Here is an 18,148-nt window from a genome sequence, read left to right on the forward strand (position 1 = left end):
CGTGAGAAAGGACCATCATGAGTGGACATCCTCGCTTGTTGCTGCTCGTGGCAGCGGCGCTGTCATTTGCAGCCGTAGCCCAAGCCGAAGCCGCCGGCGGACGCAGCGGCACGCCGGTGCCGACGCGGCAGAACCCGGTGTTCTCCGATCCGCTCAATCAGCCGATCACCCCGTCGCGGCCGCTGACCGAGCCGTACAGTCCCGGCTACCCGTCCTACCAGACGAGACCGACGCAGCCGCGTTATCCCTCACGTCAGCAGCAGCGCTGACCAGGCGCCGGCCCGCATCCGTCTTGAAAGCACCGATGGTCTCTGATTTGCATTGAGTGCATCGGAGATCTCATGCGCTGCCTCGTCGTTGCCGACCTACACTACGCGCTGCCGCAGTTCGACTGGCTGGTCGCCGCCGCCGGTCATTTCGATGCGGTGGTATTCGCGGGCGATGCGCTCGACCTGTCCTCGATCGTCGACATTCGCGCCCAGATCGTCGTGGTGAAGAAGTATCTCGCTCTGCTCGCGGCGAAGACCCGCGTGATGATCTGCTCGGGCAACCACGATCTGGAAGAGCGCAGCGCCGATGGCGAGAAGATCGCGGCGTGGATCGGGACCCTCCACGAGCTCGGAATTGCCGCCGATGGCGACGATCTCCTGATCGACGACACGCTGTTCACGATCTGCCCGTGGTGGGATGGTCCGCTGGTGAAGGCGAGGATCGAGCGCCAGCTCACCAATGCCGCGCAGCGGACGGCGGCCCGCTGGATCTGGGTCCACCACGCGCCGCCGGCGAACTCGCCGGTGAGCTGGGGCGGCAAACGTTTCTTCGGCGACGCCGAGCTCGTCGGCTGGATCGAACGTCACCAACCGTCCATGGTGATCTCGGGCCACGTCCATCAGTCGCCCTTCATCGGCAATGGCTCATGGTTCGACCGGCTCGGCGCGACCTGGGTGTTCAACACCGGCCTGCAGCCCGGACGTCCCCCGACCTACATCGTGATCGAGACCAACGCGGCGCGCGCCTACTGGCTGGCCGCCGGCCATGCCGAATGGATCGATCTCGCCGCACCGCTGCGGCGGCCGGCGCAGCCGGTCGCCGAGCCGCCGGAATGGCTCAGAGCCGTGGGTCGGATTCCAGATCCGTTCCTGGCGAGACCTGCTGCGGCGGCAGGTTGATCATGCTCTGCAGGACGTCGCCGACCATCGAAAGATGCGTGCCGTGCCCGGCATATTGCCGCTTGAGGTCGGCGAGATAGGTGTTGGCGACGTTGAGCCGCTGCGCCAGCATGCGTGCGATCCACAAGGTCGCCTCGGGATTTTCGGTCAGGAAGCGCTGCGCATCCAGGATCTCGTAGATCCGGCTGTCGATGAGCGCGCGAACGGTCGCCGTATGCGCCTGCTCCAGCAGCAGCGACATCTCGCCGAACAGCGCGCCCGGCTCCGAGACAACGGCCACCGTAGCGCCGGCCTTGATCACCTCCAGCCGCCCGTCCAGCAGGATGTAGAGATGCCCGGTGCTGTGCCCCTCCTGCAGCAGGTCGCTTCCTGCCGCGATGATGCGTTCGTGTCCGCCGGTGCAGTGACGCAGAAAGTCGGTCATGAGCCCAACCACGTGTGACGTTCGAGGATGCAGCGTAGCCGAACGGCCGACGATCGCCATGGGAATTTCAGGCGCCCTCATTCACCGGGGGGGCAGAGCGGAGGCGCGGCTCCAACGGCCTTGGGCTGTCTCAATGCCAGCAAAAAACCTCGCTTTGGCCGATCGTTTCCATCGTGACGACCAAGACCCGAGCGCTACAATGGTGCAACGCGGGGGCGCTGCATGACGGATATCTGGTACTATTCCGAGGGCAATCAACCGAATGGTCCGGTCTCGCTCGCCAAACTGATCTCGGTGCTGGAATGTCTTGCCGACCCTCGGCCGGTGCTGATCTGGCGACAGGGCTTCGACAAGTGGAAGCCGGTCCGCGAAGTCGGCGAGGTCGCAGGTCAGTTGTTTCAACGACCGCCGCTGCAGGGCTCCTCGGCGCCCTCCCCCGAAACGCGCGAGCCCGTTGTGACCGCCGAGGAGGCGATCGCGTTCAAGAACGTCAGGGCCCAACCGCACGGAATCGGAGGCTGGCTCGTGCTCGTTGCCATCGGACAGGTGCTCGGCCCCATCCGGTACCTGATCAGCCTTGCCGACTACGTTCGATCCATCCGCGATGAGGTATGGACCCGCTTTCCGGCCATGATCTGGGGCGAGATCGCGCTGAGCCTCGCGTTGCTCGCCTTCTCGGCCTACACCACGATCCTGATGTTCAAGCACGCACGGAGCTTTCCGCGCTTCTTCATTGCCGAGATGCTGTTCACTGTCGTCGTGCCGCTCCTGGACGTGCTGGCGATCGCCGCCATTCTGGCGATCTCACTTGATCGAGCGATGACGGATTTCCTCAGCCGCGAATCGATCAATGCAGGACAATTGGCGATCACCGCGATCAGCGCGGCGATCTGGATTGCCTACGTCCTGCGGTCTCGCCGCGTGGCCAACACCTTCGTCAAATGAAAGCGGGCCGCAACGCGGACGGCACTGGGCGCTGACTTGACGACGGCGTTTACGGCTCCGCTCGGCATCGAACGGAGCGCGGCCTCTTGCATGTGACGAAAGCGTTCCGCGCCGGTCGGCCCCGGCGAGACTCGATGGGAAGCTTGCCTGCGGTGAGGTGGTAGGCGGTGAGAGATTCGAACTCCCGACCCTCTCGGTGTAAACGAGATGCTCTAACCAGCTGAGCTAACCGCCCGTCCTGCAGCCGATCGGGTATCCTGTCCAGCCATGCCGTGCAGGCCCGTCGCGCTGCGCCTCTTTACCCCCTGCCCGGGACGCAATCAACGCCGGAACCGCACGTCAGGCCGGAAAGCCGCGGCAGCTTTGTCGATCAGGACAACCCATTCAACGGAACGAGCCCAAAACGAAAACGGCGCCCGATCGGGCGCCGTTTCCTTGCATCTGTTCTGGCCTCAGTGGGCGGTCAGGCCGCCGGCGGCTTCGTCGCCATCGGCCTTCACGGGCACCTTGGTGTCCTCTTCCCAGACGATCGGCACCGGCTTGCGGACCAGGGCCCGGGCAACGACCTCGTCGAGACGGGAGACCGGGATGATCTCCATGCCGCCCTTGATCGCATCGGAAATCTCCGTGAGATCCTTGGCGTTGTCCTCGGGGATCAGCACCGTCTTGATGCCGCCGCGAGCGGCAGCCAGCAGCTTCTCCTTCAGACCGCCGATCGGCAGCACGCGACCACGCAGGGTGATCTCGCCAGTCATCGCGACGTCGTGACGAACCGGGATGCCGGTCATCACCGAGATGATCGTCGTCGCCATGGCCACGCCGGCCGAGGGGCCGTCCTTCGGGGTCGCCCCCTCCGGCACGTGGACGTGGATGTCACGCCGGTCGAACAACGGCGGCTCGATGCCGTAGTTGATCGCCCTGGAGCGGACGAACGAGGCCGCCGCCGAGATCGACTCCTTCATGACGTCGCGCAGATTGCCCGTCACCGTCATCTTGCCCTTGCCGGGCATCATGACGCCTTCGATCGTCAGCAGCTCACCACCGACATCGGTCCAGGCGAGACCTGTCACGATGCCGACCTGGTCGTCGCTCTCGATCTCGCCGAAGCGGTACTTCGGAACACCCAAGAATTCCTCGACGGTCTTCTCGGTGATCTTCACCGACTTCTTCTTGGAGATCATGAGCTCCTTCACGGCCTTGCGGGCCAGTGTCGAAATCTCACGCTCCAAATTACGCACGCCCGCCTCGCGGGTGTAGCGCCGGATCACGAGCAGCAGCGCGTCGTCGTCGATCGACCACTCCTTCGAGTCCAGGCCGTGCTTGGAGATCGCGCTGGGGATCAGGTGCTTGCGGGCGATCTCGACCTTCTCGGTCTCGGTGTAGCCCGCGATGCGGATGATCTCCATGCGGTCCATCAGCGGGCCGGGAATATTGAGCGTATTCGCGGTCGTGATGAACATGACGTTCGACAGGTCGTAGTCGACTTCCAGATAGTGATCGTTGAACGTCGTGTTCTGCTCGGGGTCCAGGACCTCCAGCAGCGCCGACGACGGGTCACCCCGGAAGTCCGAGCCCATCTTGTCGATCTCGTCCAGCAGGAACAGCGGATTCGAGGTCTTGGCCTTGCGCATCGACTGGATGATCTTGCCGGGCATCGAGCCGATATAGGTCCGGCGGTGACCGCGGATCTCCGCCTCGTCGCGCACGCCGCCCAGCGACACGCGAACGAACTCGCGGCCGGTGGCCTTCGCGATCGACTTGCCGAGCGAGGTCTTGCCGACGCCGGGAGGCCCGACCAGGCACAGGATCGGGCCGGTCAGCTTGTTGGCGCGCGACTGCACCGCCAGGTACTCAACGATGCGGTCCTTGACCTTCTCCAGACCATAGTGATCCGCATCCAGAACCGCCTGCGCGGCCTCCAGATCCTTCTTCACCTTGGACTTCTTGTTCCACGGAATCGACAGCAGCCAATCCAGGTAGTTGCGCACGACGGTCGCTTCCGCGGACATCGGCGACATCTGGCGCAGCTTCTTCAACTCGTGCTGGGCCTTCTCGCGCGCTTCCTTGGAGAGCTTGGTCTTGTTGATGCGCTCTTCCAGATCGGCGAGCTCGTCGCGGCCGTCCTCGTCACCCAGCTCCTTCTGAATGGCCTTCATCTGCTCATTCAGGTAGTACTCGCGCTGGGTCTTCTCCATCTGGCGCTTGACGCGCGAGCGGATGCGCTTCTCGACCTGCAGCACCGAGATCTCGCTCTCCATCAGGCCCAGCACCTTCTCCAGGCGCGTGGTGACGGACAGCGTCTCCAGGATGCCCTGGCGATCGGCGATCTTGACGGCGAGATGCGAAGCGACGGTGTCGGCCAGCTTGCCGAAATCGGTGATCGACTGAACGACGCCGACGACCTCAGCCGAGATCTTCTTGTTCAGCTTCACATAGCTCTCGAAGTCCGACACGACCGAGCGGCCCAGCGCTTCGGCTTCGACCGACTTGGCATCGGTGTCCTCGAGCGCCACGGCAGTGGCTTCGTAGTAGTCGGCGCGATCGGTGTACTTCTCGACGCGCGCGCGCTCCAGGCCCTCGACCAGCACCTTCACGGTGCCGTCGGGCAGCTTCAGGAGTTGCAGCACGCTGGCGAGCGTCCCGGTCTCGTAGATTGCATCCGGAGCTGGATCATCGTCGGACGCGTTCTTCTGCGTCGCCAGCATCACCAGCGCGTCGTTCTTCATCACCTCTTCGAGGGCGCGGATGGATTTCTCGCGGCCGACGAACAGCGGAACGATGTTGTGCGGGAAGACGACGATGTCGCGGAGCGGAAGCACCGGATAGGCGTGGCTCTCGCCGTAAACGATGGTCGGCCGGGGTTTAGGGGTCGTCATGGCCTGTTCCTTTTGTTTAGCCCCCTTGCACGCAGTCCGCCATCGTGCGCAACCGCCACAAGGTGCGATCTGATCCGGACTTCACTGACGCGTCGATATCGCCCGCTTATTTCGGATCGTTTGGTGAGGCGAATCCCGGGATTGAGATTTGTATCGCCACGCGACATTAGGTGGCTATCGACCCGGGGGGTGTCAAGTATCGGTAAACGCCCGCCAAAAATGGCTTTACGCGGCGGGTTACGCAAACGCTGCGATGCCGCGGACACAGTGTCCGCGGCAGTCGCTGATCCGATCAATCGAGGTGTTCTGTCTCTCGTACCAGCGCGGATCACGCGCTGGCGCTGCTTTCCACCGCACGATCGGAGCGATCGGCGTAGATGTAGAGCGGGCGGGCGGTGCCTTCGACCACCTCGCGCGAGATGACCACTTCCTCGACGCCTTCGAGACCCGGCAGGTCGAACATCGTCTCGAGCAGGATGCTCTCGAGGATCGACCGCAGACCACGTGCGCCAGTCTTGCGCTCGATCGCCTTGCGCGACACCGCACCCAGCGCCTCGTCGGCGAAGGTCAGCTCGATGTTCTCCATCTCGAACAGCCGCTGATACTGCTTCACCAGCGCGTTCTTCGGCTCGGTCAGGATCTTCTTCAGCGAGTTCTCGTCGAGATCCTCGAGCGTCGCCACGACCGGCAGACGGCCGACGAACTCGGGGATCAGGCCGTACTTCAAGAGATCCTCAGGCTCGACGTGACGGAAGATCTCGCCGGTGCGGCGATCTTCCGGCGCCAGCACCTGGGCCGCGAAGCCGATCGAGGTCGACCGGCCGCGCGAGGAGATGATCTTCTCGAGACCGGAGAACGCACCACCGCAGATGAACAGGATGTTGGTGGTGTCGACCTGCAGGAACTCCTGCTGCGGATGCTTGCGGCCGCCCTGCGGCGGGACCGACGCAACCGTGCCTTCCATGATCTTGAGCAGCGCCTGCTGGACGCCCTCGCCCGACACGTCGCGGGTGATCGAGGGATTGTCCGACTTGCGACTGATCTTGTCGATTTCGTCGATGTAGACAATGCCACGCTGCGCCCGCTCGACATTGTAGTCGGCGGCTTGCAACAGCTTCAGGATGATGTTCTCGACGTCCTCACCCACATAGCCGGCCTCGGTCAGCGTCGTCGCGTCGGCCATCGTGAACGGCACGTCGAGGATGCGGGCGAGCGTCTGCGCGAGCAGCGTCTTGCCCGAACCGGTCGGACCGATCAGCAGGATGTTCGACTTCGCGAGCTCGACGTCCGAGTGCTTGGTCTGATGGTTGAGGCGCTTGTAGTGGTTGTGAACGGCGACCGACAGCACCTTCTTCGCATGGTTCTGACCGATCACGTAGTCGTCGAGAACCTTGCAGATTTCCTTCGGCGTCGGAATGCCGTCACGCGACTTGACCAGCGAGGACTTGTTCTCCTCGCGGATGATATCCATGCAGAGTTCGACGCACTCGTCGCAGATGAAGACGGTTGGACCTGCGATCAGCTTGCGGACTTCGTGCTGGCTCTTGCCGCAGAACGAGCAGTATAGCGTGTTCTTGGCGTCGCCCGTACCGACCTTAGTCATTCCTGTCTCCGTCCGCGGTTCGCTCTTGTCCGCTCGTTCTTTCCGATCCGGCGCGGGCCGGACCAGTGTGGTGAAAGAGCAAATTTCGTACCAAAATTAAGACCTTGTTCTTCACCTGCCGTGCGATCCACGACTTCTGCGAATCCCCCACGATCCATAACTGGACACTCTAGCCAATCATGCTGTCATCCGACTATCAAGAATTCGCTAATCGGAGCACAGACCCTAGACCGTGACATTACCGTGATTTTGAGGCTTGACACGGTAAGAACACGCGAAATCGGCCGAACGTTGCGTGTTTGCCACGCCTGTTTGCCCGTCGCACGGCAGGGTTGCGGCCCTTTTAGGACCCACCTCGATACCGCTGCCAGCCGAGGCCGGCAGCAGTGATGCCGTCAGTCTCCGGGGCCCGATCCAGGGGCCCCGGCTCGCTCATTCCTGGCTCACTTGCCCATCGCCGCCGGATCTTCCGGCCGCTTGTCGAGCACCTTGTCGATGAGCCCGAACTCCTGGGCGGCTTCCGCCGTGAGGAATTTGTCGCGTTCCAGCGCATCCTCGATCGCCTTGTAGGGCTGCCCGGTGTGCTTGACGTAGATCTCGTTGAGCCGCTTCTTGAGGCTCAGGATCTCCTGGGCATGCAGCATGATGTCGGTCGCCTGGCCCTGGAAGCCGCCGGACGGCTGATGCACCATGATGCGCGAGTTCGGCAGCGAGAAGCGCATGTCCTTGTGGCCGGCGCAGAGCAGCAACGAGCCCATCGAGGCCGCCTGACCCGTGCACAGCGTCGACACCGCCGGACGGATGAACTGCATCGTGTCGTAGATCGCGAGACCCGACGTCACAACGCCACCCGGCGAGTTGATGTACATCGCGATCTCCTTCTTCGGGTTCTCGGCCTCGAGGAACAGGAGCTGGGCGACGATCAGGGTCGCCATGCCGTCCTCGACCGGGCCGGTCACGAAGATGATGCGCTCCTTCAGGAGGCGCGAGAAGATGTCGTAGGCGCGTTCACCGCGGTTGGTCTGTTCGACCACCATGGGCACAAGGTTCATATAGGTTTCGACGGGATCGCGCATGAATCACCCAGAGGTTGGACCAGCAGTTGAGACGACCGGCCGCCGCAGGTGAGGCTCATTCAACGAGCAGCGACGGACGAATGTCCCGTGATGCAGAACTTCAAGACCGAGCCCACAGATATGGACCAATTTCCCGGTGACAAGACCGGGCCCCGGGCCAACCGCAAGCGAGGTCGTTGCCCTGTTGAAGCTGATTCCCGCCGCGGCGACCAGCGCCGGAACCGGGTTGACCGGCGCTTTCGCCGGTCAACCTTAATCATGCGCTGATGTCGCAAACCCGACGAACGGTGGCCCGATCAGGCCGCCTTGTCGTTCTCGTCGTCTTTGAACAGCTCGTCCTTGGACACCTTCTTCTCGGTGACGTTCGCGAGCTCGAGGATGAAGTCGACGACCTTGTCCTCGTAGATCGGCGCGCGCAGCTGAGCGAGCGCCTGCGGGTTGCTGCGGTAGAAGTCCCAAACCTCCTTCTCGCGGCCAGGCATCGAGCGCGCACGCTCGATCACGGCGCGGCTGACCTCGTCGTCGGTCACGGTGATCTTGTTCTTCTCGCCGATCTCCGACAGCACGAGGCCGAGACGGACGCGACGGTCGGCAATGGTGCGGTACTCTTCCTTCGCCTTGTCCTCGGTGGTGTTCTCGTCGGCGAAGGTCTTGCCGCTCGACTTCATCTCGGCCTGGACCGAGTTCCACATCAGGTTGAACTCCTCGTCGATCAGCGACGGCGGCGCATCGAACTTGTGGGTCTCGTCGAGGCGGTCGAGCAGCGCGCGCTTGACGCGCTGGCGGGTCGCCTGGCTGAACTCGCCGGCCAGCCGGTCGCGCATCAGCTCCTTCAGCTTGTCGAGCGATTCGAGGCCCAGCGTCTTGGCGAATTCGTCGTCGACGACCTTGTCCTCCGGCGCCTCGATGGCGGTCGCGGTGGTCTCGAACTCGGCGGCCTTACCGGCGAGCTCGTTGTTGAGATAGTTGGTCGGGAACGTGACCTTCAGCGTGCGGGTCTCGCCGACACCCACGCCGACCAGCTGATCCTCGAAGCCCGGGATGAAGGTGTTCGAGCCGATCACGACATCGATGCCCTCGCCGGTGCCGCCGTCGAAGGCGACGCCGTCGATGGTGCCCTTGAAGTTGATCTTCACGCGATCGCCGCTCTCGGCCTTCGCACCCTCGGCCTTGGCGGCGTAGCTGCGGTTGGCGTCGGCCAGGCGCTTGATGGCCTCGTCGACGTCGGCGTCTGTGATGTCGGCGACCGGCTTCTCGACGGTGAAGGTCTTGAAGTCGGCAAGCGCGATGGCGGGAACGACCTCGATCGCGACGGTGTAGGTCAGGTCGGTCTGGCCGGCGAGGATCTTCTCAACCTCGGCCTCTTCCGTCGGCATCGTCACCTTCGGCTCGGTGGCCAGGCGGAAGCCGCGCTCGGTGAAGATCTGGGTGTTGGTGTCGCGGATGGTCTGGTCGATGGTCTCGGCCATGACCGACTTGCCGTAGATCTTCTTCAGGTGCGCCACCGGCACCTTGCCGGGGCGGAAGCCGTTGATGCGGACCTTGTCCTTCAGATCGACCAGCTTGGCGTCCGCCTTGGCGTCAAGATCCGCCGCCGGAACGCTGATCTGGAACTCGTGCTTCAAGCCTTCCGACAAGGTTTCTGTGACCTGCATGGCGCCAATCTTCTTCCGCTACGGTCCGAACCCTTGCGATCCGGACACACCTGACTCAATTGTGGACGACGCGCGGCAAAACGCCTTGCGCCGGGTGGGTCGGCGGCCCGCTTTCTCTTTGCGAGACAGCGGGGTCGCCGGTAAAACTTGGGGCAAACGCCAGAGCAGCGCTTGGTGCGGGCGGAGGGACTCGAACCCCCACAACTTTCGTCACTGGAACCTAAATCCAGCGCGTCTACCAGTTCCGCCACGCCCGCGTGAACTGCATCGATAACCCGGCCGCGGTGCCGCGGGCGGCGCGGCTTATACCACGCGCGAAACCGTCCGCAGCAAAAAAATGGGCTGGCGACAGCACCACAGGCCGGCCGATCGACCGTGTCGGACGCACACATAAGGGAAAACCACATGATCCGCATCCCCCTCATCGCACGATGTTTTGCCGCATGAGGCAGCCTGTGGAGAGGATCAGCCGCAGGACGCTGCTTGAAGGCCTCGCGGCAGGGCTGACCGCATCGCTCGGCAGGCCCGCGGTGGCCGCGAGCCGGATCGGGCTGGCGCTGGAGGCCCGCGCCGAATCTCTTGCGCTCGGCCCGGGCCGCGCGCCCAGCCAGCTCTGGCGGCTGACGGCCCCCGCCCCGCTGGTCCGGCTTGCCCGTGACGCGGCACTCGACCTCGGCTTTTCGAACGGGCTGTCCGTCGCAGCGGCCCTTGCCGGCCGCGGCCTCGCTCTGCCCGCCCCGCTGCTGGGGCAGCCGGCGGTCGGGCCCGGCGGCCGGACCAGCATCGCCGCGACCGCGGCACGGGCCGGCACCGGCCTGCTCGACGTGCGGCTGCTGGCCGATCATGCGGCTCTCCCGATCCGGCCGCTACCTGTCATCGTCGATGAGGCCCAGCCCGTAACTGTCGACCGCGACGAGATTTTCCTGGTGGAGGACTTCCGGCTGAGGCCGGACGGAAACGCGCTGGCGCCGGGCACCGAGGCAAAGGACGCCGAGCTGGTCTACGCCGTCAACGGCCAGATCCAGCCGGAGATCGCGCTGCGGACCCATGCGCGGGTCAGGCTCCGCATCATCAATGGCTGCCATCGCGCTGTGATCGCGATCAAAATCGCCGACCTCGACGCGGTCCGGGTCATGGCGATCGACAGCCAGCCGGCCGAACCGTTCCTCGCCCGCAACGGCGCCGTGGTGCTGCCGCCCGGCGGCCGCACCGACGTGTTCATCGACATGCCCGCCGCCAAGGCGCCGCTCCAGGTCCTGCTTCATGACGGCACAGCCGCGCGCCCCCTCGCCCGGCTCGCGCCGTCGGGCGAGCCACCGCTGCGGGCTGCGCCGCTGCCGCCGGCGCCGCCGCTCCCCGCGAACGGCCTGCCGGACAAGCTCGATCTGGGAAAGGCCGTGCGCGTGGACCTCGCGCTCGACGGCCCCGACTGGCGCCCGGCGGTGCAGTTCAGCGCGACGAGTGCGCCTGCCTTCCAGGCCAAGGCCGGCCGCGTCGTCGTGCTCGCGTTGGCGAACAAGACCAGCGGCACCAATGTGGTCCATCTGCACGGCCAGCCATTCCGGTTGCTCGACCGGCTCGACGACGGCTGGAAGCCCTATTGGCTCGACACCTTGGCGCTCGAAGCCGGCCAGACCCAGCGCATCGCGTTTCTCGCCCAACAGTCCGGACGGTTCCTGCTGGAGAGCATGGCCGCGAACTGGGCAGCGCCGCGGCTGTTGCGGTGGTATGAGATCGCTTGAGGAAACGAACCAGGGAGAACTCCCATGACCACAGCCGCCATCACCGGCGTGACCGCGCGCGCCGTCGTGACCCCGATGAAGCGCCCGCTGCGCAACGCCTTCGGCGTCATCGACACCGGTCCGCTGGTGCTGATCGACGTCACGACCGATCAGGGGGTTACGGGGCACTCTTACCTGTTCGCCTACACCAGACTCGCACTGAAGCCGCTGGTGCACCTGGTCGAGGAGATCGGCCGGGAGCTCGCCGGCAAGCCGCTGGTGCCGTTCGACCTCATGAAGGCGATGGACGCCAAATTCCGCCTGCTCGGCTGGCAGGGCCTGGTCGGCATGGCCGTTTCGGGTCTCGACATGGCGTTCTGGGACGCACTCGGCCAGATCGCGAACAAGCCGGTCGCCGCCCTGCTCGGCGGCGCGCCCCGTCCGATCCCGGCCTATGACAGCTACGGCGTGCTCGACGCCAGGGACGACGAGCGCACCCTGCGCACCGCGCGCGACGAGCACGGCTTCCGTGCCATCAAGACCAAGGGCGGCCATGGCGACCTCGCCACCGACGAGGCCATGATCAAGGGCCTGCGCGCCCTGCTCGGCCCGGACATCGCGCTGATGCTCGACTTCAACCAATCGCTCGATCCCGCGGAAGCCACGAGCAGAATCGCGCGGCTGGCCGATTACGACCTGACCTGGATCGAGGAGCCGGTGCCGCAGGAAAATCTGTCCGGCCACGCCGCCGTCCGCGAGCGCTCCGAGATTCCGATCCAGGCCGGCGAGAACTGGTGGTTTCCGCGCGGCTTTGCGGAAGCAATCGCGGCCGGCGCCTCCGACTTCATCATGCCCGATTTGATGAAGGTCGGCGGCATCACCGGCTGGCTCAACGTCGCGGGGCAAGCCGATGCCGCCTCGATCCCGATGTCGAGCCACATCCTGCCCGAGGCGAGCGCGCATGTGCTGGCGGTGACACCGACCGCGCACCTCCTCGAGGTGCTGGATCTCGCCGGCGCCATCCTTGCGGAGCCGTTGCAGGTGGTCGACGGCAAGGTCACCGCGAAAGGCCCGGGCCTCGGGCTCGCGTGGAACGAGAGCGCGGTGGCGAAGTATCAGGTAACGTGAGCAAGCACTAGAATGCGCGCGAGACGCGCGGACGTGACTACACCCACAACCGTCATCGCCCGGCTTGACCGGGCGAGCCAGTACGCCGGGACGTCTTTGATCTAATCGACAGGCCGCGGCGTACTGGATGCCCGCCTGCGCGGGCATGACAATTGTTGCTGACGTGACGGCTCGCTGTCCTCAGTACTCAATCCCGAATCGATCATAGAGCCTTCGAAACACCGCCGGCAGCGTCTCCGTCAGGTCCTCCGCGATCAGCCCCGGCCCCGCTTCGCTGCCGGCCTCGCCATGCATCCACACGCCGATGCTGGCCGCCTCGAACGCCGGTACGCCCTGAGCCAGCAGGCCCGCGATGATGCCGGCGAGCACGTCGCCGGCGCCGGCGGTGGCCAGCCAGGGCGGCGCATTGGCGGCGATCGCGGCACGTCCGTCCGGTGCGGCGACGGTGGTATCGGCCCCCTTCAGAAGCACCACGGCGCCGCAGCGCGCGGCCGCGTCGCGCACACGCTCGAGCTTGGAACGTCCCGGATATTTGTTGCTGAGGTCCGAGAACAGCCGCGGGAATTCGCCCTCATGCGGCGTCAGCACGATCTGCGCTTCCGGCGCGGTCTTGATCTGCTCGAACAGCCGCGACGGCGCATCGGCAAAGCTCGTCAGCGCGTCCGCATCCAGCACCAGATGGCGCTGCGCCGACAGCGCCGTGAACACCAGGTCGCGCGTCCGCTCGCTGACGCCGGTGCCCGGACCAATGATGCAGGTGTTGTAGCGCTTGTCGCCGAGCAGTTCGCCGAATTCGATGGCGGTGTCGGCGGCCCGCACCATCACCGCGGTCAACGCCGTGGCATTCACCGCGAGCGCGTCCCGGGGCGAGGCCAGCGTGACCAGTCCCGCGCCGGCGCGCAGCGCGGCGCGCGCCGCCATGCGCGACGCGCCGGTCGCGGTGACGTCGCCGGACACCGCGAGCACATGGCCGCGCGCATATTTGTGGCCGTCGATGCGAGGCACGGGAAAGCGGCCGTGCCACAGCTCCGGATCGTTCTCGAACGCCTGCGGCCTGATCTCGTCGAGCACCTGGGCATCGATGCCGATATCGGCGAGCCGAACCCGTCCGCAATGCTGCCGGCCAGGCAGCAGCAGATGCGCCGGCTTCTTGCGGAAGAAGGTCACGGTCTCCGTCGCGCGGACCGCGATGCCCATCACCGCGCCGGTGGTGCCGTTGATGCCGCTCGGCAGATCGACCGCGAGCACCGGCGCGCCATTGGCGTTGATCGCCGCGATCACGTCATGTGGCTCGCCCGTGATCGGCCGGCTCAGCCCGGCGCCGAACAGCGCATCGATGATCAGCGCCGGCTTGCCGATCGCCTGCGGCGTGAACGGCAGCACCGGGAATTTCCAGCCCTTGGCCGCGGAGGCCGCGTCCCCGTGCAGCGCATCGCGCTCGCACATCAGGATCACCGAGACCTCGCGCCCCTGCGCCGCGAGCTCGGCCGCGGCCACGAAACCGTCGCCGCCATTGTTGCCCGGCCCGCACACGACGACGATCGGACCGGCCTCGACCAGGTCCATCGCCGCCTCGGCGACCGCCTGACCGGCACTCAGCATCAGCGAAAATCCCGGCGTGCCCGCCGCGATCGTCAGCCGGTCGGCCCGCTCCATTTCACTCGTGGTCAGAATGTCCATCGTTACTCATATCCCCAGCCGCGGCATCGCGCGGCTGTGTCACGTCCCAAGTCCGCGTCCAAGGCTGCTCCCAAGGCTGCTCCCAAGGCTGCCTCGCACGCCGCTTGGCGCATCCGTCCCTCGGCCTTGGCCGCCGTCGAATCCCGTTCCTCTATTGCCGCGCCTGTCGGCAACTTCCAAGCGCGCGATGGAGTCGACAGGTCACGCAAAACGGGCAACGCCGCCTGTTCCCTGGGCATTTCAGCCATCGCATGGCCGGGAGCCCCTCAACTGCACAACTTATGCCCTGTTTGCCTAATTCTCAGGCTTCGATATTCTACACCTTCTGAAGGGGAATCGTCGGGCTCGCACGAAAGTCCGGGATATCAGCGCGATTCAGGCGCGTGAACGACTTGGCATAGACCCTGCTTTTGTGGAGCCACTTCGGCACGGGGCAAGACGGGCTGTCAATCACTGGCCTCCGCTGGAGAGCGTCAGGGCCGGTCGAGGAATGATCGAACGACCTGCGCGGGGCGCGCAGCCTGACGATGACCCAACTGTGTTTTATAGCGGAATGCCCGGGAGGCGCTCAGTGAAGAAAATCGAAGCCATCATCAAGCCGTTCAAGCTGGACGAGGTGAAGGAGGCGCTTCAGGAAGTCGGGCTTCAGGGCATTACCGTCACCGAGGCCAAGGGCTTCGGCCGCCAGAAGGGCCATGCCGAGCTGTATCGCGGTGCCGAATACATTGTCGACTTTCTGCCCAAGGTGAAGATCGAGATCGTGATCGGCGACGACCTGGTCGAGCGCGCGATCGAGGCGATCCGCCGCGCGGCGCAGACCGGTCGCATCGGCGACGGCAAGATTTTCGTGTCCAACATCGAGGAAGCCATCCGCATCAGGACCGGAGAATCGGGGCTGGACGCGATCTAGCCCGGCGCGGGCGGCCTGGAACGACGGTTTCGCTCCAGGCGCCCGTTGAGGAATAGACGCTGCGCAGCAGCGGCCACGGCAGCTCAGATGTCCTCTAAGAGGCATCTGCATGCGGCCTTTTTGGCGTTTTCCGATATTGTCTTGGCCCCCCGGCGAGGCTAATGGAGCATGACCCGCGGACGCCGTCCCGCGCCGGGCCGTGACGTTTCAGCCAAGAGGGGTATTCATGAAGACCGCCAAGGACGTCTTGAAGGCAATCAAAGACAATGACGTCAAATACGTCGACCTCCGCTTCACCGATCCGCGGGGCAAGTGGCAGCACGTCACCTTCGACGTCAGCATGATCGACGAAGACATTTTCGCCGAAGGCACCATGTTCGACGGCTCCTCGATCGCCGGCTGGAAGGCGATCAACGAGTCCGACATGTGCCTGATGCCCGACCCGGTGACCGCGACGATCGATCCGTTCTTCGCCGAAACCACCATGATCATCACCTGCGACGTGCTCGAGCCGACCACCGGCGAGCCGTACAACCGCGACCCCCGCGGCATCGCCAAGAAGGCCGAGGCCATGGTGAAGTCGATGGGCGTGGGCGACACCGTGTTCGTCGGCCCCGAAGCCGAGTTCTTCGTGTTCGACGACGTGCGCTACAGCTCCTCGCCCTACAACACCGGCTTCCGCCTGGACTCCTCGGAGCTGCCGACCAACTCCGACACCGAGTATGAGGGCGGCAATCTCGGCCACCGCATCCGCACCAAGGCCGGCTACTTCCCGGTGCCGCCGCAGGATTCGGTGCAGGACATGCGCTCGGAGATGCTCGGCGCGATGGCCCGCATGGGCGTCAAGGTCGAGAAGCACCATCACGAGGTCGCTTCCGCCCAGCACGAGCTCGGCATGAAGTTCGACACGCTGACGCTGATGGCCGACCAGATGCAGATCTACAAGTACTGCATCCACCAGGTCGCGCACATCTACGGCAAGACCGCCACCTTCATGCCGAAGCCGGTCTATGGCGACAACGGCTCGGGCATGCACGTCCACCAGTCGATCTGGAAGGACGGCAAGCCGGTGTTCGCGGGCAACAAGTACTCCGACCTGTCGGAGACCTGCCTGTCCTACATCGCCGGCATCATCAAGCACGCCAAGGCCATCAACGCCTTCACCAACCCGTCGACCAACTCCTACAAGCGTCTGGTCCCGGGCTATGAGGCGCCGGTGCTGCTCGCCTACTCCGCGCGCAACCGCTCGGCCTCGTGCCGCATCCCCTACACCTCCTCGCCGAAGGCCAAGCGCGTCGAGGTCCGCTTCCCCGATCCGCTCGCCAATCCGTATCTCGGCTTCGCCGCGATGCTGATGGCCGGCCTCGACGGCGTGAAGAACAAGCTGGATCCGGGCCCGGCGATGGACAAGGACCTCTACGACCTGCCGAAGGAAGAACTGAAGCAGATCCCGACCGTCTGCGGTTCGCTCCGCGAGGCGCTCGAGAACCTCGACAAGGACCGCGCCTTCCTGAAAGCCGGCGGCGTGTTCGACGACGACTTCATCGACAGCTACATCGCGCTGAAGATGACCGAAGTCGAGCGCTTCGAAATGACCCCGCACCCGGTCGAGTTCGACATGTACTACTCGGGCTAACAGCCCGAACGATCGGCGGAGACGACACCAGGGCGTCCCTCACGGGGCGCCCTTTTGTTTGGTAGTGAGCGTTGTTTGGTGGGAACGGCCACGGGCCTCGTCCTTCGAGACGCTTGGCTGCGCCAAGCTCCTCAGGATTAGGGGATGGATCTCGTCATGTTCATGGTCAGCGATGCAGCGCCACGTCAACGCTTCATCCTCATGGTGAGGAGGCGCGCGCCCGTCAGCACCTGGGAACGACAAACAAAGAACCGCGCGCCGTCTCGAACCATGAGGCCCAAATGCAGCGGCGATCCTCTCATCGTAGCGCCAGACCGATTGCTGCGGTAGCGAACGCTGGTCCTGCGGTGGCCAGCCCTGCGGAACGGTGCTAAAAAATGCGTCACTCAATTCAGTCAGACGCAACCTGCCCCCATGCAGCTCAATCCGCTTCGCCATGCCGAGCGCGTCACCGGACGACGGCAGTCGGCGCTGATCGACCTCTGGTCGACGGCGGGCTTTGCCGCGGCGGTCAGCGAGGTCACCGGGCCGCATCTCTACGAGTATGGCGAGCTGCCGGTGCCGACGATTGCGATCACGCTGTACGACGTCCGCCGCCACGTCCTGATCGAGGATGGCACGGTCCGGCGCGATGCGCCGGTCAGCGCGGGGCGCTTCCGGATCGGCCAGCCCGGGTGCAGCGTGGTGGTCGATGCCGTGCCCGAGGTTCGCTCGGGCCGGCTGCTGTTGCTGTATCTCGGCGATGCCCTCCTGAAGGAGGTCGCGGCGTCTCGCGGCTCTGCAGCGCCCGTCACCCTGATGCACCAGGCCTGGGACACCGAAGATCCAATGCTCGAAGCCGCGGCGAAGCGGCTGGTCGAGAGCTGCGGTGACGGCGAACGGCCAAGCCGGCTGCTCGCCGAGCAGTTCGCCTACACGCTCGCGCTGCACGTCTCGGACCGCTACGCGATGCAGCGTCCGTCCGGATCGGAGCGAACGCCGCCCTTGGACGAGCGGATGCGGGCGCGCGTCACCGAATTCGTGTGCGCCGATCCCGGCGCGCCGGTCACGCTGGCTGCGATGGCGGAGGTCGCTGGGATGAGCCCATCCTCTTTCATCCGCAGCTTCAAGCAGGCGACCGGAACGACGCCGCATCGCTTCGTCGTCGAGCAGCGCGTGCTCGCCGCGCGCCGGCTGCTCGCCACCTCCGACCTGCCGATCGTGGACATCGCATTGTCGCTCGGCTTCTCCTCGCAATCGCATTTCGGCGCCGCCTTCCGGACGGTGACCGGCGAAAGCCCCGCGCGCTATCGCCGCCTACAGCGCGGCGGCCGGTGATTTCCTGA

14 protein-coding genes and 2 tRNA genes are annotated in these 18,148 nt (G+C 65.1%); 8 read left to right on the plus strand and 8 right to left on the minus strand.

Annotated features, from left to right (window positions below):
* Positions 1–35 precede the first annotated feature (35 nt).
* Together ACQR1L_RS17520 and ACQR1L_RS17525 are read left to right on the plus strand one after the other, a co-directional pair.
* A complete protein-coding gene (locus ACQR1L_RS17520; protein ID WP_434859172.1) occupies positions 36–269 on the plus strand; it encodes a hypothetical protein in 234 nt (77 codons plus the stop codon).
* A 72-nt stretch (positions 270–341) separates the two neighbouring features.
* Positions 342–1,169: a metallophosphoesterase family protein gene (locus tag ACQR1L_RS17525; protein ID WP_434859173.1), complete on the plus strand. Its 828-nt coding sequence runs from the start codon at positions 342–344 to the stop codon at positions 1,167–1,169.
* On the opposite strand, the gene ACQR1L_RS17530 is transcribed toward ACQR1L_RS17525, so the two are convergent.
* Positions 1,108–1,593 carry a Crp/Fnr family transcriptional regulator gene (locus ACQR1L_RS17530; protein WP_434859174.1) on the minus strand — a complete coding sequence of 162 codons (486 nt, stop codon included), beginning with the start codon at positions 1,591–1,593 and terminating at the stop codon, positions 1,108–1,110. The two genes, ACQR1L_RS17525 and ACQR1L_RS17530, sit on opposite strands and share 62 nt — an antisense overlap.
* A 222-nt stretch (positions 1,594–1,815) precedes the next feature.
* Here ACQR1L_RS17530 and ACQR1L_RS17535 point away from each other — a divergent pair, with 222 nt between their 5' ends.
* A complete protein-coding gene (locus ACQR1L_RS17535; protein WP_434859175.1) occupies positions 1,816–2,538 on the plus strand; it encodes a DUF2569 family protein in 723 nt (240 codons plus the stop codon).
* Positions 2,539–2,696: 158 nt separating this feature from the next.
* Here ACQR1L_RS17535 and ACQR1L_RS17540 read toward each other — a convergent pair.
* The 6 genes from ACQR1L_RS17540 to ACQR1L_RS17565 all read right to left on the minus strand — a co-directional run bounded on the left by ACQR1L_RS17540 (position 2,697) and on the right by ACQR1L_RS17565 (position 10,005).
* A tRNA-Val gene (locus tag ACQR1L_RS17540) sits at positions 2,697–2,773 on the minus strand.
* Positions 2,774–2,990: 217 nt separating this feature from the next.
* Positions 2,991–5,414, minus strand: a complete 2,424-nt coding sequence (gene lon, locus ACQR1L_RS17545; protein ID WP_434859176.1) for an endopeptidase La — start codon at positions 5,412–5,414, stop codon at positions 2,991–2,993.
* A 328-nt stretch (positions 5,415–5,742) separates the two neighbouring features.
* Positions 5,743–7,017, minus strand: coding sequence for an ATP-dependent Clp protease ATP-binding subunit ClpX (clpX, locus tag ACQR1L_RS17550; RefSeq protein ID WP_434859177.1), 1,275 nt, complete (start codon positions 7,015–7,017; stop codon positions 5,743–5,745).
* A gap of 443 nt (positions 7,018–7,460) precedes the next feature.
* Positions 7,461–8,093, minus strand: a complete 633-nt coding sequence (locus tag ACQR1L_RS17555) for an ATP-dependent Clp protease proteolytic subunit (RefSeq protein ID WP_006611023.1) — start codon at positions 8,091–8,093, stop codon at positions 7,461–7,463.
* Between the two features lie 296 nt (positions 8,094–8,389).
* Positions 8,390–9,748 carry a trigger factor gene (gene tig, locus ACQR1L_RS17560; RefSeq protein ID WP_434859178.1) on the minus strand — a complete coding sequence of 453 codons (1,359 nt, stop codon included), beginning with the start codon at positions 9,746–9,748 and terminating at the stop codon, positions 8,390–8,392.
* Positions 9,749–9,920: 172 nt separating this feature from the next.
* Positions 9,921–10,005 (minus strand) — tRNA-Leu (locus ACQR1L_RS17565).
* A 186-nt stretch (positions 10,006–10,191) separates the two neighbouring features.
* Here ACQR1L_RS17565 and ACQR1L_RS17570 point away from each other — a divergent pair.
* On the plus strand, positions 10,192–11,490 hold the full coding sequence (locus tag ACQR1L_RS17570; RefSeq protein WP_434859179.1) for a multicopper oxidase domain-containing protein: 1,299 nt from the start codon (positions 10,192–10,194) through the stop codon (positions 11,488–11,490).
* Between the two features lie 24 nt (positions 11,491–11,514).
* A complete protein-coding gene (locus ACQR1L_RS17575) occupies positions 11,515–12,597 on the plus strand; it encodes an enolase C-terminal domain-like protein (RefSeq protein WP_434859180.1) in 1,083 nt (360 codons plus the stop codon).
* A 180-nt stretch (positions 12,598–12,777) separates the two neighbouring features.
* On the opposite strand, the gene ACQR1L_RS17580 is transcribed toward ACQR1L_RS17575, so the two are convergent.
* On the minus strand, positions 12,778–14,277 hold the full coding sequence (locus tag ACQR1L_RS17580; RefSeq protein WP_434859181.1) for an NAD(P)H-hydrate dehydratase: 1,500 nt from the start codon (positions 14,275–14,277) through the stop codon (positions 12,778–12,780).
* 571 nt (positions 14,278–14,848) lie between these two features.
* Between ACQR1L_RS17580 and ACQR1L_RS17585 the strand changes: the two genes are divergently transcribed.
* The 3 genes from ACQR1L_RS17585 (at position 14,849) to ACQR1L_RS17595 (ending at position 18,140) form a co-directional block, all read left to right on the plus strand.
* Entirely contained in the window at positions 14,849–15,187 is a 339-nt protein-coding gene (locus ACQR1L_RS17585; RefSeq protein WP_009027873.1) for a P-II family nitrogen regulator, read from the plus strand.
* 226 nt (positions 15,188–15,413) lie between these two features.
* Positions 15,414–16,823, plus strand: a complete 1,410-nt coding sequence (glnA, locus tag ACQR1L_RS17590; RefSeq protein ID WP_006611030.1) for a type I glutamate--ammonia ligase — start codon at positions 15,414–15,416, stop codon at positions 16,821–16,823.
* 414 nt (positions 16,824–17,237) lie between these two features.
* Positions 17,238–18,140, plus strand: coding sequence for a helix-turn-helix domain-containing protein (locus tag ACQR1L_RS17595; RefSeq protein ID WP_434859182.1), 903 nt, complete (start codon positions 17,238–17,240; stop codon positions 18,138–18,140).
* The last annotated feature ends 8 nt before the right edge of the window (positions 18,141–18,148 follow it).

The organism is Bradyrhizobium sp. HKCCYLR20261 (assembly GCF_051168435.1).
Lineage (GTDB): Bacteria > Pseudomonadota > Alphaproteobacteria > Rhizobiales > Xanthobacteraceae > Bradyrhizobium.

Coding starts and splice junctions, on each gene's coding strand:
- ACQR1L_RS17525 (WP_434859173.1), top strand. CDS start 342: ATGCGCTGCCTCGTCGTTGCCGACCTACACTACGCGCTGCCGCAGTTC.
- ACQR1L_RS17530 (WP_434859174.1), bottom strand. CDS start 1,593: ATGACCGACTTTCTGCGTCACTGCACCGGCGGACACGAACGCATCATC.
- ACQR1L_RS17535 (WP_434859175.1), top strand. CDS start 1,816: ATGACGGATATCTGGTACTATTCCGAGGGCAATCAACCGAATGGTCCG.
- lon (WP_434859176.1), bottom strand. CDS start 5,414: ATGACGACCCCTAAACCCCGGCCGACCATCGTTTACGGCGAGAGCCAC.
- clpX (WP_434859177.1), bottom strand. CDS start 7,017: ATGACTAAGGTCGGTACGGGCGACGCCAAGAACACGCTATACTGCTCG.
- ACQR1L_RS17555 (WP_006611023.1), bottom strand. CDS start 8,093: ATGCGCGATCCCGTCGAAACCTATATGAACCTTGTGCCCATGGTGGTC.
- tig (WP_434859178.1), bottom strand. CDS start 9,748: ATGCAGGTCACAGAAACCTTGTCGGAAGGCTTGAAGCACGAGTTCCAG.
- ACQR1L_RS17570 (WP_434859179.1), top strand. CDS start 10,192: ATGAGGCAGCCTGTGGAGAGGATCAGCCGCAGGACGCTGCTTGAAGGC.
- ACQR1L_RS17575 (WP_434859180.1), top strand. CDS start 11,515: ATGACCACAGCCGCCATCACCGGCGTGACCGCGCGCGCCGTCGTGACC.
- ACQR1L_RS17580 (WP_434859181.1), bottom strand. CDS start 14,277: ATGGACATTCTGACCACGAGTGAAATGGAGCGGGCCGACCGGCTGACG.
- glnA (WP_006611030.1), top strand. CDS start 15,414: ATGAAGACCGCCAAGGACGTCTTGAAGGCAATCAAAGACAATGACGTC.
- ACQR1L_RS17595 (WP_434859182.1), top strand. CDS start 17,238: ATGCAGCTCAATCCGCTTCGCCATGCCGAGCGCGTCACCGGACGACGG.